Source organism: Eikenella sp. NML03-A-027 (genome assembly GCF_001648395.1).
GTDB lineage: Bacteria > Pseudomonadota > Gammaproteobacteria > Burkholderiales > Neisseriaceae > Eikenella > Eikenella exigua.
On sequence record NZ_LXSM01000016.1, the window covers coordinates 266066 to 282242 of the forward strand.

Consider the following 16177-nt stretch of genomic DNA (forward strand, 5'->3'; position numbering starts at 1 on the left):
TTGCTGGGAGGAGGCTACCTGAAAGTATGCGGATGATTTTTCAGGTAGCCTTTTTGTTTAAGTATTGGTCTGTGGTTTAAATTTTACGGGCTTAGTTTACTTAAAATTTTCAAGATAAACACAGACAGTAGGATAAACATAACAAGCACGCTGGTTTTTAGATAGTAGTAACTGTTGCGTGTACCGCGAAACGAGCTCTGGATGTTTTGTGTACTGTTTTTGAGAACGGTATGCCCTTGGCTATCGGTGATTTCGCTGATATTGCCGTAGGTTCTGCCGGGAATACCGTTTTTATTTTCCAAGTAGCTGACGAAGTTTATAGAAGAGTTATGTAGTTGGCTGACTTGTGATCTGCCGCATAGCTGCTCTTTGATGCCCAAACAGCTGGCTTGGGCAAGCAGTTCATTTTTATTGTTGTAGATGAGTAATGTATGGCCAGAGCCCCTGATGCCGTTATAGCTGGATTTTAAAACCATATCGCCTTGCAGGGTTGAATATTGGGGTGTGGTCAGTTTTTCTTTTAGAGCAACAGGGGTAACGAAAAACAGTAAGCCAAACAGGAAGATGCTGTAAGTGTATAAGCCGATTTTATCCATACTAGGGAAAATCAGCGTATCAACTTTTCGGAGAAGGGATTGGGGCATGAGTTTTCCAATGGCGGATAAGGTGTCTTGGCTTTTCAGGCAGCCTTTGGCTGGATAGAGGCTACCTGAAAAATATGCGGGGTTTCAGGCAGCCTTTTGGTTTTAGGGTTTGCTTGGCTGCTCGGGAGGCTCGCTTTCGGCGGGGGCTTGGGCTTCGGTTTTCAGGTGTTTGCGCAATACGAAGGCTTGGGCGGCGAGGAAGATGCCCATCAGGATGAGCTGGCCGTAGCTTTTGAAGTGGATAAACAGGTTTTTGGCCTGCTCGGAGGCGTCGTAGTGGTAGAGGCCGAACCAGTAGTGCAGGGCGGCGAGCAGGAGGAAGAAGGCGGCCCAGGCGTAGGTGAGGCGCTGCCAGCCTTGCGGGCTGAAGCGGAATACGTCTTTGGCCACGGGCTGCATCAGGGGTTTGCCGATGAGGGCGCTCACGGCCAGGGCGAGGGCGAAGCTGAGGTTGATGATGGGGGTTTTCCAGCGCAGGTAGAGGTCGTCGCGCAGGAGGATGGTGGCGCCGCAGAAGAGGATGGTGAGCACGAGTACCACCCATTGCTGTTTGGTGAGCCGCCATTTTTGCCGCACAAGGTGGATGCCGTACACAATCAGGGTGGCGGCCAATACGGCGGCAGCGCCGGCCAAGAGGCCGAATTTCTTGGATGCGATGAAAAAGGCGATGAGGGGGAGGAGGTCGAGCAGGGCGGTCATGTTACGGTCTTTTCAAAATATAGCGGCGGACGTTGGCGTTGTGTTCGTCTAATGTGCGGCTGAATTCGCTTTTACCGGTGTTATCCATGCGGGAGACGAAATAGAGGTAGTCGGCGCCGCTGGGGTGGGCGGCGGCTTGGAGGGCGGCTTCGCCGGGCAGGGCGATGGGGGTGGGGGGCAGGCCGTCGCGGGTGTAGGTGTTGTAGGGGGTGTCGCGCTGGAGGTCGGCGCGGCGGATGCGGCCGTTATAGGCGCTGCCCATACCATAAATCACGGTGGGGTCGGTTTGCAGGCGCATGCCTTGGTTGAGGCGGTTGACGAATACGGCGGCCACGTTGGCGCGGTCTTCTTCGTGGGCGGTTTCTTTTTCGATGATGCTGGCCATGGTAAGCAGCTCGTAGGGGTTTTTATACGGCAAATTGCCGGCACGGTCGTTCCAGGCGGATTGCAGCTGGCCTTGCATGCGGCGGTAGGCGAGGCGGTAGATTTGCAAATCGCTGCTGTCGTAGTCGATTTCGTAGCTGTCGGGGAAGAAGCGGCCTTCGGGATGCTGGATGTCGGCATCGGAGGCGATGGCGGCGAGGAGTTGGCGGTCGCTCCAGCCGGCGGTGTCGTGGCGGATGTCGGCGGTTTGGTTGATGAGACGGCGCATTTGGGCAAAACGCATACCTTCGATGATGCGTACAGTGATGGTGTCGGGGCGGCCGTTTTTGAGGTGGCGCAGGATTTGCCAGGAGGAGGCGCGGGGCTGGAGGCGGTAGTTGCCGGGCAGGAACTGTTTATGGGTGCCGGTAAGGTAGGCGGCAGCCACGAACACCCAGCGGCTGTAGATGGCGTCGTTGGCAGCGAGGGTGCGGCTCACGCTGCCGATGCCGTTGCCGCGCTCCACGCGCAGACGTTGGCTATGGGTGTCTTTGGGGGCGAAGAGGAGGCCGGCAAATAGGGTGGCAGCCAGCAGGATGAGGACAAGCAGGGAATAGAGGATTTTTTTCAGCATGGGTTTCGGTGTGGCCGATTAAAGGGCGGCAGTATAGCCCAGGGCGGGGCGGCTGCGAAGCGGTGTGGTTGATTTGGAGGGTGGGCAAAGGCTACCTGAAACTGCTTTTTTGTTTTTCAGGTAGCCTTTTTGCAGTTTGCAGGCCGAAGTTTATTCTTCTTTGCCAAACCAGCGTTGCCAGCCTTCGCGGATTGGCGGGGCGGTTTTCAGCAGGTACACCAGCACCACTATATTGCCCGCTGCCACGATGAGGTAAAGCAGGTTGATGCTGTCGAACAGCCACAAGAGGATGGCGGAGAGCAGGGCGGCGGCCACCATGAAGAGGCCGTTGATGATGTTGTTGGCGGCGATGGCGTGAGCACGGAATTCTTCGCTGCTGGCGGTTTGCAACCAGGTGTAGAGCGGCACGGAGAAAAAGCCGCCGCAGAAGCCGAGCAACACGATGCAGAGCATCACGGCATAGGCATCGCCGCGCAACAGGAAGCTGCCGATGCCGCTGTATTCGTGATAGTGCGTGCCATGCACGAGGGCAACGAGCAGCAGGCCGAATATGGCCATGCCCACCGTACCCACGGCCACCCAGCCGAGGTTGAGCCGGCGGTGACTGAGTTTGGCGCACAGCACGGAGCCGCTGCCGATGCCGATGGAAAATAGGGTGAGCATCAGATTGAACACATTATCGTTGCCGCCCAGGTGCAGTTTGGTAAAGGTGGGCAGCTGGGTGGTGTACACCGCGCCGATAAACCAAAACCAGGAAATGCCGATGATGGCGGCGTAGATTTCGCGGTTGGCAAAGGCTTGTTTTAGAATGGCTTTGGAGTTGCGCACAATGTGCCAGTCGATTTTTGCTTCCGGGGTTTTCGGCGCCACGCGCGGCATAAACAGGCTGGAGATGAGGCCGCCGGCAGCAATGATGAGCAGGAAAACAGATACCGTGATGCCGCCGATGCCGGCCAGAATGGTGCCCAAAATTTGGCCGAACAGGATGGCGAGAAACGTGCCGCCTTCCACCAGGCTGTTGCCCACAATCAATTCGTGTTCGTCCAAATAATCGGGCAACACGGCGTATTTAAGCGGGCCGAACAGGGTGGAATGCAGGCCCATCAGGAAAATGCAGAGCAGCAAAAGTAGCAGTGATTGGCTGAGGAAGCCCACTGTAGCCAGCAGCATAATCAGCACTTCGGCCACCTTCACCGCCACCGCCATGCGGCTGCGGTCGAATTTGTTGCACAGCTGGCCGGAGAGGGCGGAAAACAGGAAAAAGGGCAACACAAACAACAGCGCGCTCACGTTAATCATTTGTGCCGGCTCGATGAAGCCGTTTTTACCCAAACCATAAAAGCTGATCATGGTGGCCAGCGCGATTTTGAACAGGTTGTCGTTGAGCGCGCCGAGGAATTGGGTGCCGAACAGCGGGGCAAAGCGGCGCGATACGGCAAATTTGAAGCCTGGATTCATGGTTTGTCCTGCGGGGGTGGGGAGTCGGGATGCACGGAATCGTCGTCCATCAGAATGCGGTGGGCGGGGCCTTCCAAATCGTCAAACTGGCCGTTGTGGCCGGACCACCAAAAGAAATAGCCGATTACGAAGGCTAGCACGATGCTGATGGGAATCAGGATAAACACGCTGTCCATCAAAGGTTTCCTTCCAAATCGGTGAGCAGCAGGGTGTGGCCGCCGAGGCGCAGGTATTGCTGGCGGATATCGGCCGCCAGGCCGCCTTCGGCATCATACAGGGCAATGCCCTCGCCATGCGGCTGCCAAACCAGCAGCTGGCCGGCCAGGGCTTCCAATGCGCGGGCAGGCGCGGTATCTTCCGGCGGCAGCGCGGCGGCGTGCGCCTGAATCATGGCGTTGCCGGAGACGGGCTCGTCGTCGTTGTCGGCGGTGAGCACGAGGAAACCGAGCAGGGTGCCGTTGGGGGTGCTGAGGGTGAATTGGCGCATTTTCAGGTAGCCTTTGTTGTTGGGCGGGTTCGGTATGACCCGCTTACTTTTTTCAGGTAGCCTTAATCGGCGGGCTGGCTGTTGAGCAGCCAGTATTGCAGGCCGACCAGGGTTTTGCCGTCTTGAATCTGGTTGTTGGCAATGGCTTCCCGCACGGCTTGGCGCGAGAGCAATACGGTTTCGACAAATTCGTCTTGGTCGGGCTTGCGGGTGCTGGTGGGCGTGATGCCTTCGGCGAGGTAGAGGTACATTTTCTCGTTGCAGAAGCCGGGGGCGGTGTAGAAGGTATGCAGCAGTCGAACGGATTGGGCGCGGTAGGGGGTTTCTTCTTCCAGTTCGCGCGCGGCGCACACGGCCGGGTCTTCATCGGGGTCGAGCTTGCCGGCGGGTAGCTCGAGCAGGGCCTGGCCGGTGGCGTAGCGCCATTGGCGCACCAGCACCACTTCGTCTGCTTCGGTAACGGCCAGCACACAGGCGGCGCCGGGGTGGCGGATAACAATGCGGTAGCTTTGGTTGCCGTTGGGCAGGCGCACAGTATCGTGGGCAATGGTAACGAATTTGCCGTCGAAAATCGGTTCGGAAGAGAGTTGGGTTTCGGTGAGGTTCATTGCAGTGGGGTGAGGCTACCTGAAATTTTCAGGTAGCCTTTTCTAGAAACAGATTATTGGGAAACGTAGCCGCGCAGTTCTTTGGCCTTGTTGCGGGCCTCGGTGGCGGTGCATTCGAGGCGGGCAAGCTGGCCGTTGTTGCCGCCGCCGGCCTGTTGGGCGGCTTGGGCACATTTGGCTGCGCTGCTGGCAGCCCAGGATTGGTAGTCTTGACCGATGATGTCTTTCACATCGGCAGGCACGCTCTGCCACACATTGCGCAATTCCTGCTGGGCGGCTTGGGCGCGCTGGGTGGTTTCAGTGAGCTGGTTGCCGGTGAAAGTTTCGGCTTCCTGCTTGAGGGTGGGGATGCGCTGCTGCAGCTCGCGGGTGTCGCATTCGATACGCAGTGCTTCTTGCTCTAGCGGATCGGTGGAGTCGGCCTTGCTTTGGTAGGTGCATTGGCTCACCCGCAGACGTGCCCATTGGCTTTGCGCATCTTTGAGCGCGGTTTGGACGGCGTCGGGCAGTGCTTGCCAAGTCTTGTTCAGGTTTTCTTGCGCCTGTTTGTTTTCGGTGCGCAAGAGTTCGATACGGGCTTGCAGACGGTTTTGGTCGAGCGAGTTTAGCTCTTGCTGGCGGGTTTCCTCGGCTGCGGATTTCTGGCGGATTTCGGCTACTTGTTTGGCCAAATCGGGGGCGGCGAGGTAGAAGGACAGGGGCGGCTGCAGGCCGGAGGAGGCGGTTTTGCTGTCTACGTTGATAACGAGTTTGTCGCCGCTGTCGGTTTGGCTGACGGTGTAGTTGAGCAGGCGAATGTAGCCGCCTTGGCCGTCTGGTTTGAGGGTGGGGTCGCCGGCGGTCATCATTTCGTTGTATTCGATGCCGTCGCTTTCATTGATCTCCATGTAGTCGGAAATGCTTTGTTTCAGGCGGGCTTGGGCTTCCGGTTTGGGGGCAAAGCGCAGGGTGGCTTCGCAGGCAAGTTGTTTGTTGTCTTCGGAAGCGGCTTGGGTGGTGCGGATGTCGGTGATTTCGAAGCCGAGCTGGTCGAGTGCGGCCTGGATTTCGGCGGCGCCAACCTGTGGGGCAGGTAGTTCGCTGCCGCTGGGCGGGAAGGCTGTGGCCTGAATCTGGGCTTTGAGCCGTTCGAGCGCTTCGGGCGCTTGGCAGCTGAGGGCGGCAGGTTTGGCTTCTTCTTTGCCACAGGCGGCCAGCGAGGCAGCAATCAGGAGGGCGAGGACGGGTTTAATCAGGGGTTTCATGTTTGGATTCCTTGATTAGGAGATGGATAACAGTATTCTAACCCGCCGTGGTGAGCCGTGGCGGGAAATTTTGCTTTTGCAGCTAAAGCGTTTTACCTCCTGCGGTGGTGGTTCGCCACGCACACACGCTGTTGGTAGTCCGACACTTGGGAGAAGGAAGCATGGTTTGGCTATCGTTGAGGCCGTAGTTTTTCAGCTAGCCTTTCGATGGCTGGAGGAGGCTACCTGAAACAGGAGGATTCTGTTTTCAGGTAGCCTGTGTTTGGTGTGGGCTGAAAGGCTACCTGAAAGTTTGCGTCATCCCGGTGCTATTGCAGCAGCAGCCCGAAGCGGATACCGATTTTGCGCCATTGGGCGGCATCATCGGCCAGCGCGCCGGCGGTGAGGGGGTTGTCTTCTGGCCATTGACGGCTGATGGCGAGGGTGTAGTTTTTGTTTTCGTAGCTCAGTCGGGTGCCTGCGGGCAGGGTGTGCGGCAGGCGGGCGCGGCAGAATAGTACGGCCAGGCGCAGGGCGGCCACGGCAAGCCACATGGTGGGGCTGATGGGCAGTTCGGCCATTTTTCTCAAATCACCGCGCTGACCGAGCACCAAGGTGGCAAGGATTTGCTGCTCTTGGCGGGAAAATCCGGGCATGTCGGCCTGCTCGAGGATGTAGGCGGAGTGTTTGTGATAGGCGGTGTAGGCAATGTCGGTGCCGATTTCGTGCACGAGGGCGGCCCAGCGCAGGTATTGTTGCCAATAGTGGCGCTCTTTTTCGGGTTCGCCTTCGGCGAGCATCTCGAAGAACTGGGCGGCAAGGGCGGTCACGCGTTGGGCTTGGTTTTGGCTGACGTGGTAGCGCTGTTGGAAGTGGGCGATGGTTTGCTCGCGCATGTCTTCGTTGAGTTGGCGGCCGATGAGGTCATAGAACACGCCGTCGCGCAGGGCGGCGTCGGTTACGGTCATGCTGTCGATATCGAGCTCGGCGAAGACGGCACTCATCACGGCCAGCCCGCCGGCGAATACTTCGATGCGGTCGGCCTTCATGCCGTCGAATTTGGCTTTTTTGGCGCTGCCGGCTTCAATCAGGCGGGCGGCGATTTTTTGCAGGGCGGCGGGAGTGATGCGGTTGTCTTCGGGATTGGCGGCGGCAATGAGGTCGCGCAGGGTGCGGGCGGTGCCGGAAGTGCCTACGGCCAGCTGCCAGCCGGTGCTTTTTAACAGCTTGGCAATGCGCTGGATTTCGCTTCGGGCAGTATTGACGGCCAGCTTGAAGGATTCGGCGGATACTTTGCCTTTGGGGAAGAAACGCAGGCTGTAGCTCACGCAGCCGAGATTGAGGCTTTCGGTGATATCGGGCTGCAGGCGGCTGCCGATCACGAATTCGGTGGAGCCGCCGCCAATATCGACCACCAGCATCTGCCCGCTGCCTGGCGGCAGGGTGTGGATGACGCCGGTGTAGATAAGGCGGGCTTCTTCGCGCCCGGCGATGATTTCGATGGGAAAGCCCAAGGCAGCTTCGGCGCGGGGCATGAAGGGAGCGATATTTTTGGCCACGCGGAAGGTGTTGGTGGCCACGGCGCGCACCTGCTCGGGCGGAAAGCCGCGCAGGCGTTCGTGGAATTTGGCCAGGCAGGCCAGTGCCCGCTCTTGGGCGGCTTGGTCGAGTTGTTTGTGTTCGTCCAGCCCGGCGGCAAAGCGCACCATATCTTTGATGGAGTCAACGATTTGCAGCTGCCCGTTGTGGTTGGTGCAGATTTGCAGGCGGAAACTGTTGGAGCCGAGGTCTACCGCGGCCAGCATATTGGCGGGAATGGTCATATTGCTTGTGTTGGATAGAAAGCGTGTATCTTACCTTGCGGCGCCTAGTGTGTCATTATGCTGCGGAATTTCAGCTCGCCTCTAGGGGAAGCGGCTTTGTTATAATGCGCTTGAGGCTACCTGAAAATTGGTTTTCTATTTTTCAGGTAGCCTGCGTTATGGTTTAGATTGAGTGTGAAAGGTTGGTTTATGCGGATTCGTGCGTGCAATGCTGTGCTGAAACGCGGTGTGGCGGCGGGACTGTTGGTGCTGCTTGGAGCCTGCTCGCTGGTGAACTATCGGCCGGTGGCCACTATTTCGAAAGTGGACACCACGCAGGGCTACCGGCTGGAGCAGAGCATCGCGCAGCAAAACGACGATGTATTCGTGGTGCTGCTGTTTTCCGGCGGCGGCACGCGTGCGGCGGCTTTGGGCTACGGCGTGCTCGAAGAGCTGGTCAAGCAGCCGGTGTATATCGAAGGGCGGGAAAAACCGCTGCTCGATAGCGTGGACTTGGTGTACGGCGTGTCCGGCGGCTCGGTATTGGCCACTTATTATTCGCTCCACGGGCGCGACACCATCCCCGCATTCGAACAGCAATTCTTGAAGCAGAATTTCCAAAAGCAGGTGAGCCGGCAAGTGTTTTCGCTGGCCAACCTGCCGCGCCTGACTTCGCCCGAATTCGGGCGCGGCGATTTGTTGCAGGAGCAGTTTGAAGCCACTCTGTTCGGCCACGCCACCTTCGGCGATTTGGCCAGGCGGCGCAAAGGCCCGTTTGCCGTGGTGTCGGCCACCGATATGTCGATAGGGCGGCGCTTTGATTTCACGCAAGAATTTTTCGACGTGATGTGCCTCAACCTTTCCGATTTGCGCCTGGCGCGCGCCGTGGCCGCTTCCAGCGCCGTGCCCGTAGTGTTCAGCCCGATTACGATCAACAACAACGGCGGCAACTGCGGCTACACCCTGCCGCCGCGCCTGCAAAACGCGCTGGAACACGGCAGCGACGAACAGCAGCAAACCCGAACCCGCCGCGAGTTCGGCCAAGAGTTGGCGCTATATCAAAACAGCAAAAGCCGCCCCTACATCCACCTGCTCGACGGCGGCCTCACCGACAACCTCGGTTTGCGCGGCCTGCTGGAAGCCGCTGAAATCTACCCCAGCCATACCCTATACCGCCAGCTGGCCAACCAAAACGTGCGCAAAATCATCGTAATCAGCGTGAACGCGCAAAACCAGCCCGACAGCATCATCGACCAAAGCGCCAAAGTGCCCGGCCTCTACGATGTGTTGAGTGCCATCATCAACGTGCCCATCGACCAAAATTCGCAGGAGTCGCTACGCCGCATCCGCGCCGTGGCCGACCAATGGAACAGCCAGGCCGGCAGCCGCAAAGGCCATCCGATCAGCATGCATTTCGTGAGCCTCAGCCTGCGCGACTTGCCCGATTCCCCCCTGCGCAAAAACGTGCTCAATATTTCCACCAGCTTTTACCTGCCGCGCGAAGACATCAACAACCTGAAAGAGGCTGCCCGCGTGCTGATGCGCCAATCGCCCGAATACGCCCGGGTGCTGACTGCCTTATCGAAAGAAGCGGGGTCAGAATCAGGGGCTCAAGAAGGCTCGACTGCTTCGGCTCAAGATGCCTGCAAAAACGGCACAGCGGCAGCTAGGGCGGATTGCTTGGAGGAAGGTAAGGCAGAGTGAGGATAGTTGGTTAAGCTGAAAGGCTACCTGAAAGATTTCAGGTAGCCTTTTATAGTGGGTGGATAAGCCAAGACATGCTGGGTTGCCTTACCGTATTGATCAGCTTTCAGGTAGCTTGCTTTTTACGTGCACCCCACACAAACAGCGCCACACCCGCCCATACCCACAGATAGCCGGCAAACTGCATACGGCTGAACGGCTCGTGGAAGGCAGTGAGTCCGAGTAGGAATTGCAGGCTGGGCGAGAGGTATTGCAGTATGCCGATGGTGGTGAGGCGGATGCGTTGCGCGGCGGCGGCAAACAGCAGCAGCGGAATCATGGTGGCGGCACCGCTGCCGATTACAATGGCCAAGGGCAGGGGTGGCAATTGGGTGAAGACCAGGCTGCCGTGCCAATAATGCCAGCCCAGATACAGGAGGGCAAAGGGCAGCAACATCAGTGTTTCCAGCGTGAAGCCGGGCAGGGCTGGCAGCGGGGCAAGTTTACGCAACAGGCCGTATATGCTCCAGCTGACGCCGAGGCCCAGTGCAATCCAAGGCATCTGCCCGCCCCATGCAGAAAGCCACACCACGCCCACGATGGCTAAAAGAATGGCGCCGATTTGCAATGGGCGCAGGGCTTCGCGCAGAAATAGGCGGCCGCAGAAGATGCTGGCGAGGGGTGCGATGAAGTAGCCTAGGCTGGCTTGCAATACCTGCCGTTGGGTGATGGCGGCCAAATAGAGCAGCCAGTTTGTTGCCAATAGGGTGGAACAGAGGGCGAAGGCGGTGAGGGTTTGGCGGCTTTTGATGGCTTGTGCGAGCTGGGTGCGGGCGGAAGGTGAGCAGGCTACCGTGCCGATGGCGAGCAGCGATGCCCATACGATACGGTGCGCCATCAGTTGCCCGGCGCCGATGGGCTGGCCGGCCAGGGGCAGCCAGTAGAGCGGGAAAAAGCCCCAAATCAGATAGCAGCCGATGACGCAGTAGAGGCCCCGGCGGTATTCGGTGGAGTGGGTGGTATTCATGATGTGTTGGTGAATGGTGTAGAGACTACCTGGAAGTGTTGGCTTCAGCGTGGCCATAGCTCAAGAGTTTATATTTTCATGCGGTGTGGATGCACCTTGCTGTATTACTTGTACTCTGCCGCTTGCTACCTTACATGAAAAAAATAAGTGTTTAGCTATCGAATCAAACGAAACCTATAAGCCAGTTTGTTTGGGTTACACGAGAACGGTAGAGGCTACCTGAAAATCCGTCGGGCGGTTTCAGATAGCCTCTATACAGCCGTTTGGCCGTTACATCAGGTTCAAATCACTTACACGCTCGAAGATGTGCGTACTTTCGCGGCCTTCTTCGTAGAGCTTGATGCGCAGGCGCAAGTCGTTGGCGGATTCGGCCTGGCGCAGGGCTTCGTCGTAGTCGATTTCGCCGTTGATGTAGAGGCGGAACAAGTCTTGGTCGAAGGTTTGCATGCCGTCGTCCTCAGCGCGTTCCATCAGCTCGCGAGCCTCAAGCAACTGGTTTTTGAATACGTGATCCTGCATAGCGGGGGTGTTGATAAGCAGGTCGATGATGGCATTTCGGCCTTTGCCGCCTTTTTTCAGCACCAAACGCTGGCCGATAATGGCCACTAGGTTCAGCGCCAAGTCCATCAGAATCTGCGGATGCCGCTCTTCAGGATACAAGTTCATAATACGCTCAACGGTTTGGCTGGCGTTGGTGGCGTGAATGGTGAAGAAGCACAAGTGACCGGTTTGAGCCAGTTGCAGGGCATATTCCATGGAGTGTTCGTTACGCACCTCACCCACGCAGACTACGTCGGGCGCTTGACGCATAGCACTTTGCACGGCTGCACCCCAGCTGTGGGTGTCGAGGCCGACTTCGCGCTGGGTGATGATGCTCTTGATTGGGCTGTGGATATACTCGATCGGGTCTTCGATGGTTACGATGTGGCCGGCGGAGTGTTTGTTGCGCCAGTCAAGCATCGCGGCCTGCGAAGTGGATTTACCGGAACCGGTGGGGCCGGCCAGAATAATCAGGCCGCGCTTGCGCATGGAGAGCTCTTTGAGCACTTGCGGCAGGCGCAGGTCGTCTATGGTGAGAATGTTGGTGGTGATGCGGCGCATTACCAAGCCGATGCGGCCTTGCTCGTGGTAGGCGTTCACACGGAAACGGATGCCGTTTTGCGATTGCAGGGAGTAGTTCAGCTCCCACTCCACCGGGAATTTGGCTTTCTGCTCGTCGTTAAAAGTGGAGTAAACGATTTGTGCGGCTTCTTCTTCGGCGAGCGGTTTTACCGGAATCGGCACCAGCGTACCGTCGATTTTGAACGAAGGCGGGAAGTTGCTGCTGATGAAGATATCGGAAGCGTTGCGTTTGAGCGATTCATCGGCCATTTTTTCCAGTAGCGGGTGCAGTTTGGCGCGCTCGCGGGTTAAGTGCTGGTTCGGGCCGTGGCCAATAGGCTGTGCCGGCGCGGCATGCAGCGGCGGATGGCTAGACACGGCTGGTGCGGGACGGGCGGTAGGCTGCTGCGGGGCAGTCTGAGCCAGAGTCGGTTTGGCTGGGGTCTGCATTGGTTGGGCGGCATGGGGTGCAAGGGCTGCTGCGTATTTAGATTTAAGTTGCGGCTGCGGTTGTGCTGCTTGCGGCTGCACTGGTTGGGCAGGCGGCGTAATGGGCTGTGCCACGAAACCTGGTTCAATCAATTCCGGTTTGCCGAATGTGCTTTCGGGCAAATCGGGCAGCGGCGGAATATCGAGTGTACCAGTGGCCAGCTGGCTTTCCATGGAAGCCAAATTGCCATTCGGCATCATGGCGGCAGTAACGGGAGTGGGTTCGGGCGGTAGGTCGTCGCGTTGGTTGGCCATTTCGGAGAGCAGCTCGGCCAAGTTTTGTTTGTGCTGATCGTTTGACATGATGTTTTCCCTTGTACGATTGTCGGTTTAGACGAGTTGGTCGGGGTTCTGCGCTTTGGCGCGGGCGGCATCGATGCTGATAATGCCGCGTTTGAGCAGGGCCTGCAGGGATTGGTCGAGCGTCTGCATACCGTGTGCTTGGCCGGTTTGCAGGGCAGAACCGATTTGGGCGATTTTGTTTTCGCGGATCAGGTTGCGCACGGCGGCGGTGGAAATCAGGATTTCGTGCGCGGCCACACGGCCTTTGCCGTCTTTGGTTTTGAGCAGGGTTTGCGAAATCACGGCGCGCAGTGATTCGGAAAGCATGGAACGCACCATCTCTTTTTCGCCGGCGGGGAACACGTCGATAATACGGTCCACGGTTTTGGCTGCACCGGTGGTATGCAGGGTGGCGAATACTAGGTGGCCGGTTTCGGCGGCGGTGAGCGCCAAACCGATGGTTTCCGGGTCGCGCATCTCACCCACCAGGATGATATCCGGGTCTTCACGCAGTGCGGAGCGCAGAGCGTTGGCGAAGCTGTGGGTGTGTTGGTGCAGTTCGCGTTGGTTCACCAAGCATTGTTTACTCTGGTGCACAAACTCGATCGGGTCTTCGATAGTGAGGATGTGGTGGTGATGGTTTTCGTTGATGTAGTTGATCATCGCTGCCAGGGTGGTGGATTTACCGGAACCGGTGGGGCCGGTTACCAGCACCAGGCCGCGCGGCTGGTCGGAAATTTTTTGGAATACTTTGGGCGCGTTCAATTCTTCCAGTGTGAGTACTTTGCTGGGAATAGTACGGAATACGGCAGCCGGACCACGTTCGGTGTTGAATGCATTCACACGGAAACGGGCGATGTTGGGCAGTTCGAAGGAAAAGTCGGTTTCCAGCCGTTGTTGGTAGTCTTTGCGCTGGTGGTCGTTCATGATGGAAGAGATCATGTTGCCCACTTCTTCGGCGCTCATTTCCGGCAGGTTGATGCGGCGCACGTCGCCGTGCACGCGGATCATAGGTGGTAGGCCAGCGGAGAGGTGCAAGTCGGATGCTTTGTTTTTCACGCTGAACGCGAGTAGGTCGGTAATCTGCATGGCGTTTGAAACTCCCTTTTCAGTAATTTTTTTGCAGTTTTGCTAAAAACAGTTCATTGTAAATACAGATGGCAGGATAAATAAAGGAAAACTTGTATTTTCATGTAAAATTGGCGGTTATCTGAAACAGGATACAGGGTTTTGGCATGTTTCTGGCTATTGGCCGGGATGATGCCCAGTCAGACAGAGGCTACCTGAAAATCCATTCTGTTTATTTTTCAGGTAGCCTCCTGCAATCTACCGGCCAATCAAACGCCATTTCAAACACCCTTTCTTATCATGATGACCCCGCAACAAAAAGGCCTAGCCTGGACGGCGGCGATGGCGCTGTTTATGCAGTCGCTGGACGCCACCATTTTGAACACCGCGCTGCCGGTGATGTCGGCAAGCCTGCACGAATCGCCGCTGCAAATGGAGCTGGCCATCATCAGCTATGCGCTTACTGTGGCCGCGCTGATTCCACTATCGGGCTGGCTGGCCGACCGGCTGGGTACGCTCAACGTGTTCCGGCTGGCGGTGGCGGTGTTCGTGCTCGGTTCGGTGGCCTGCGCCGCCTCGCCCACTTTAAACTGGCTGGTGCTGGCACGGATTTTGCAGGGCGTGGGTGGCGCGCTGATGATGCCGGTGGCGCGGTTGGCGATCATCCGCACCGTGCCCAAATCGGAATTGGTAGCGGCATGGAATTTGATGTCGATGACCGGCCTCATCGGTCCCATCGTTGGGCCGATTTTAGGCGGCTGGATGGCGGTAAACCTGTCTTGGCACTGGATTTTCTTTATCAATATCCCCATCGGTCTGCTTGGTATTGCCGTTGCCGGCCGCTATATGCCCAATGTGCGCACCGATACGCAACCATTAGATTGGCAAGGATTCCTGCTGTTTGCCGGCGGCCTGGTGGGGATTACCTACGGGCTGGAGCTGGCAGCGGAAAACCTGCACAACGGCAGCCGCTCCTTATTGATAATCGGGCTGGGCGCAGCGGCCATGTGGCTGTATGCCGTGTATGCACGGCGTGCTAAAAATCCACTGCTACCGCTTTCCTTGTTCCGGGTGCATACTTTCAGCATCGGGTTGGCTGCCAATTTGATGTTCCGAGTGCTCTCTTCCGGCATCCCCTTCCTGGTGCCGCTGATGCTTCAGGTAGCTTTTGGCTACAATGCCGAAATGGCCGGCTGGATGCTCGCGCCGGTGGCGTTGAGCTCGATTTTAATGAAGCCGTTTACCGCGCCGATTTTGGTGCGCTTCGGCTATAAGACCACGCTTTTGGGCGTGGCCGTGGCCATGTCGGCCGTGGTGGCCGCGCTGTCGCTGCTCGATTCGGACAGCTCGATAACGTTTTACATGCTGCTGGCCACCTGCTTCGGCCTGTGCCAATCCCTGATGTTTACCGCCATCAACACCCTTACCATCGGTGATTTGTCGAACGAAGAAGCCAGCGCGGGTTCGACCATGCTCAGCGTGGTGCAGCAGGTGGGCATCGGCATCGGCATTGCCGTGGCCGCTGTGATTTTGGGCGCATACCGTGCCGCCGTGGGCGAAACCGGTGCACTGCTGGAACAGGCCTTCAGCTACACCTACCTGTCGTTGGCCACCTTCGGCTTGGTGCTGCTGTGGCTGCTGGCCAAACTGCACTCTGGCGACGGCAGGCATTTAAACCGCAAGGCTACCTGAAACCTTCATCCGCACATTTGAATAGATTTGAAAGCCATCATGAGCAATACCACCCCCAACTACCTCACCCCCTCCGGCTGGCAGGCATTGAAAGACGAGCTCTACCAGCTGGTGAACAAAGAGCGCCCCGAAATCGTGCAAATCGTCAACTGGGCGGCTAGCAATGGCGACCGCAGCGAAAACGGCGACTATCTCTATGGCAAGCGCCGTATGCGCGAAATCGACCGCCGCATCCGCTTCCTCACCAAACGGCTGGAAGCGGCGCAAGTGGTCGATCCCGAAACCCGCGAAGCCACCGACCAAATCTTCTTCGGCGCCACCGTGGAGCTGCTGCGCGGCAACGGCGAAGAGCAAACCGTGCGCATCGTGGGCGTGGACGAAATCGATACCGCTCGCCACAAAATTTCCTGGACTTCCCCGCTGGCCCGCGCCCTGCTTAAAGCCCGCGAAGGCGATGAAATTGTGTTCCACGGGCCGGAAGGGAGGGAAGAAATCGAAGTGTTGTCTGTAGCTTATGTGAAGATAGAGTAGGGGCAGATATATCGTATGGGGAAAGGCTACCTGAAAATTTTCGGGTAGCCTTTTGCTGGCAGCGGTGTTGCCATGCTTAAACAACATCCGTTTTTAGCCGGCCTGGTGCAGAGATGATGGCCATGCTTGGATAGCGTGCCGACAGGTATAAAATTTATTCCTATAAGGTTGCAGGCTACCTGAAATTTAGCAGATTGAGTGAAACGAAATGACGGAATAGTTTCAGGTAGCTTTTCATCATATTGCAGGCTATAATCCGCCGCCATTAGTCGGGGTGCCGTGCAGGCGGCTGAGAAAATACCCGTTGTACCTGATACAGCTAGGGTCTGCCGGCAATTACTGGTTTCCGCGTCTTTTCGCTTCCAAAGCAGCATCTTCCGCGTTGG

The 16177-nt window shown here is 57.5% G+C and carries 15 protein-coding genes; 3 read left to right on the forward strand and 12 right to left on the reverse strand.

Going from position 1 to position 16177, the window contains the following annotated elements; translation table 11 throughout:
* Positions 1 to 83: 83 nt before the first annotated feature.
* From A7P96_RS06750 to ppx, 9 genes are all read right to left on the reverse strand, one after another.
* Positions 84 to 644: a hypothetical protein gene (locus A7P96_RS06750; protein WP_156496301.1), complete on the reverse strand. Its 561-nt coding sequence runs from the start codon at positions 642 to 644 to the stop codon at positions 84 to 86.
* A 102-nt stretch (positions 645 to 746) separates the two neighbouring features.
* Entirely contained in the window at positions 747 to 1343 is a 597-nt protein-coding gene (locus A7P96_RS06755; RefSeq protein ID WP_067525767.1) for an inner membrane-spanning protein YciB, read from the reverse strand.
* Position 1344: 1 nt separating this feature from the next.
* Positions 1345 to 2340 carry an endolytic transglycosylase MltG gene (gene mltG / locus A7P96_RS06760; protein WP_067525769.1) on the reverse strand — a complete coding sequence of 332 codons (996 nt, stop codon included), beginning with the start codon at positions 2338 to 2340 and terminating at the stop codon, positions 1345 to 1347.
* A 150-nt stretch (positions 2341 to 2490) separates the two neighbouring features.
* Entirely contained in the window at positions 2491 to 3798 is a 1308-nt protein-coding gene (locus tag A7P96_RS06765) for an MFS transporter (protein WP_067525770.1), read from the reverse strand.
* Positions 3795 to 3974 (reverse strand): cbb3-type cytochrome oxidase assembly protein CcoS, encoded by a 180-nt coding sequence (gene ccoS / locus A7P96_RS06770; RefSeq protein ID WP_003822854.1) that lies wholly within the window; start codon positions 3972 to 3974, stop codon positions 3795 to 3797. Before ccoS ends, A7P96_RS06765 begins: the two co-directional genes overlap by 4 nt.
* Complete coding sequence (locus A7P96_RS06775; protein ID WP_067525772.1) at positions 3974 to 4285, reverse strand: hypothetical protein; 312 nt, start codon at positions 4283 to 4285, stop codon at positions 3974 to 3976. Before A7P96_RS06775 ends, ccoS begins: the two co-directional genes overlap by 1 nt.
* 62 nt (positions 4286 to 4347) lie before the next feature.
* Positions 4348 to 4893, reverse strand: coding sequence for an NUDIX hydrolase (locus tag A7P96_RS06780; protein ID WP_067525774.1), 546 nt, complete (start codon positions 4891 to 4893; stop codon positions 4348 to 4350).
* A gap of 53 nt (positions 4894 to 4946) precedes the next feature.
* A complete protein-coding gene (locus tag A7P96_RS06785; RefSeq protein ID WP_067525776.1) occupies positions 4947 to 6137 on the reverse strand; it encodes a lysozyme inhibitor LprI family protein in 1191 nt (396 codons plus the stop codon).
* Positions 6138 to 6445: 308 nt separating this feature from the next.
* The gene (gene ppx / locus A7P96_RS06790) at positions 6446 to 7939 is read right to left on the reverse strand and encodes an exopolyphosphatase (protein ID WP_067525779.1); all 1494 of its coding nucleotides are present in this window, start codon (positions 7937 to 7939) and stop codon (positions 6446 to 6448) included.
* A 189-nt stretch (positions 7940 to 8128) separates the two neighbouring features.
* On the opposite strand from ppx, the gene A7P96_RS06795 reads away from it, so the two are divergent.
* Entirely contained in the window at positions 8129 to 9622 is a 1494-nt protein-coding gene (locus A7P96_RS06795) for a patatin-like phospholipase family protein (RefSeq protein WP_067525781.1), read from the forward strand.
* A gap of 106 nt (positions 9623 to 9728) precedes the next feature.
* On the opposite strand, the gene rarD is transcribed toward A7P96_RS06795, so the two are convergent.
* The 3 genes from rarD to A7P96_RS06810 form a co-directional block, all read right to left on the reverse strand.
* A complete protein-coding gene (rarD, locus tag A7P96_RS06800) occupies positions 9729 to 10628 on the reverse strand; it encodes an EamA family transporter RarD (protein ID WP_067525783.1) in 900 nt (299 codons plus the stop codon).
* Positions 10629 to 10898: 270 nt separating this feature from the next.
* A complete protein-coding gene (locus A7P96_RS06805; protein ID WP_369799156.1) occupies positions 10899 to 12065 on the reverse strand; it encodes a PilT/PilU family type 4a pilus ATPase in 1167 nt (388 codons plus the stop codon).
* A 483-nt stretch (positions 12066 to 12548) separates the two neighbouring features.
* Complete coding sequence (locus tag A7P96_RS06810) at positions 12549 to 13589, reverse strand: type IV pilus twitching motility protein PilT (RefSeq protein ID WP_067525785.1); 1041 nt, start codon at positions 13587 to 13589, stop codon at positions 12549 to 12551.
* 279 nt (positions 13590 to 13868) lie between these two features.
* Here A7P96_RS06810 and A7P96_RS06815 point away from each other — a divergent pair, with 279 nt between their 5' ends.
* The gene (locus A7P96_RS06815) at positions 13869 to 15260 is read left to right on the forward strand and encodes a DHA2 family efflux MFS transporter permease subunit (RefSeq protein ID WP_082887931.1); all 1392 of its coding nucleotides are present in this window, start codon (positions 13869 to 13871) and stop codon (positions 15258 to 15260) included.
* A 39-nt stretch (positions 15261 to 15299) separates the two neighbouring features.
* Complete coding sequence (gene greB, locus A7P96_RS06820; RefSeq protein WP_067525789.1) at positions 15300 to 15791, forward strand: transcription elongation factor GreB; 492 nt, start codon at positions 15300 to 15302, stop codon at positions 15789 to 15791.
* Positions 15792 to 16177 lie beyond the last annotated feature (386 nt).

Bases quoted from the DNA above. Each gene is read 5' to 3' on its own strand.
- A7P96_RS06785 (WP_067525776.1), bottom strand. From the start codon at position 6,137: ATGAAACCCCTGATTAAACCCGTCCTCGCCCTCCTGATTGCTGCCTCG.
- A7P96_RS06765 (WP_067525770.1), bottom strand. From the start codon at position 3,798: ATGAATCCAGGCTTCAAATTTGCCGTATCGCGCCGCTTTGCCCCGCTG.
- ppx (WP_067525779.1), bottom strand. From the start codon at position 7,939: ATGACCATTCCCGCCAATATGCTGGCCGCGGTAGACCTCGGCTCCAAC.
- A7P96_RS06815 (WP_082887931.1), top strand. From the start codon at position 13,869: ATGATGACCCCGCAACAAAAAGGCCTAGCCTGGACGGCGGCGATGGCG.
- A7P96_RS06810 (WP_067525785.1), bottom strand. From the start codon at position 13,589: ATGCAGATTACCGACCTACTCGCGTTCAGCGTGAAAAACAAAGCATCC.
- A7P96_RS06750 (WP_156496301.1), bottom strand. From the start codon at position 644: ATGCCCCAATCCCTTCTCCGAAAAGTTGATACGCTGATTTTCCCTAGT.
- mltG (WP_067525769.1), bottom strand. From the start codon at position 2,340: ATGCTGAAAAAAATCCTCTATTCCCTGCTTGTCCTCATCCTGCTGGCT.
- A7P96_RS06795 (WP_067525781.1), top strand. From the start codon at position 8,129: ATGCGGATTCGTGCGTGCAATGCTGTGCTGAAACGCGGTGTGGCGGCG.
- ccoS (WP_003822854.1), bottom strand. From the start codon at position 3,974: ATGGACAGCGTGTTTATCCTGATTCCCATCAGCATCGTGCTAGCCTTC.
- A7P96_RS06775 (WP_067525772.1), bottom strand. From the start codon at position 4,285: ATGCGCCAATTCACCCTCAGCACCCCCAACGGCACCCTGCTCGGTTTC.
- A7P96_RS06780 (WP_067525774.1), bottom strand. From the start codon at position 4,893: ATGAACCTCACCGAAACCCAACTCTCTTCCGAACCGATTTTCGACGGC.
- greB (WP_067525789.1), top strand. From the start codon at position 15,300: ATGAGCAATACCACCCCCAACTACCTCACCCCCTCCGGCTGGCAGGCA.
- rarD (WP_067525783.1), bottom strand. From the start codon at position 10,628: ATGAATACCACCCACTCCACCGAATACCGCCGGGGCCTCTACTGCGTC.
- A7P96_RS06755 (WP_067525767.1), bottom strand. From the start codon at position 1,343: ATGACCGCCCTGCTCGACCTCCTCCCCCTCATCGCCTTTTTCATCGCA.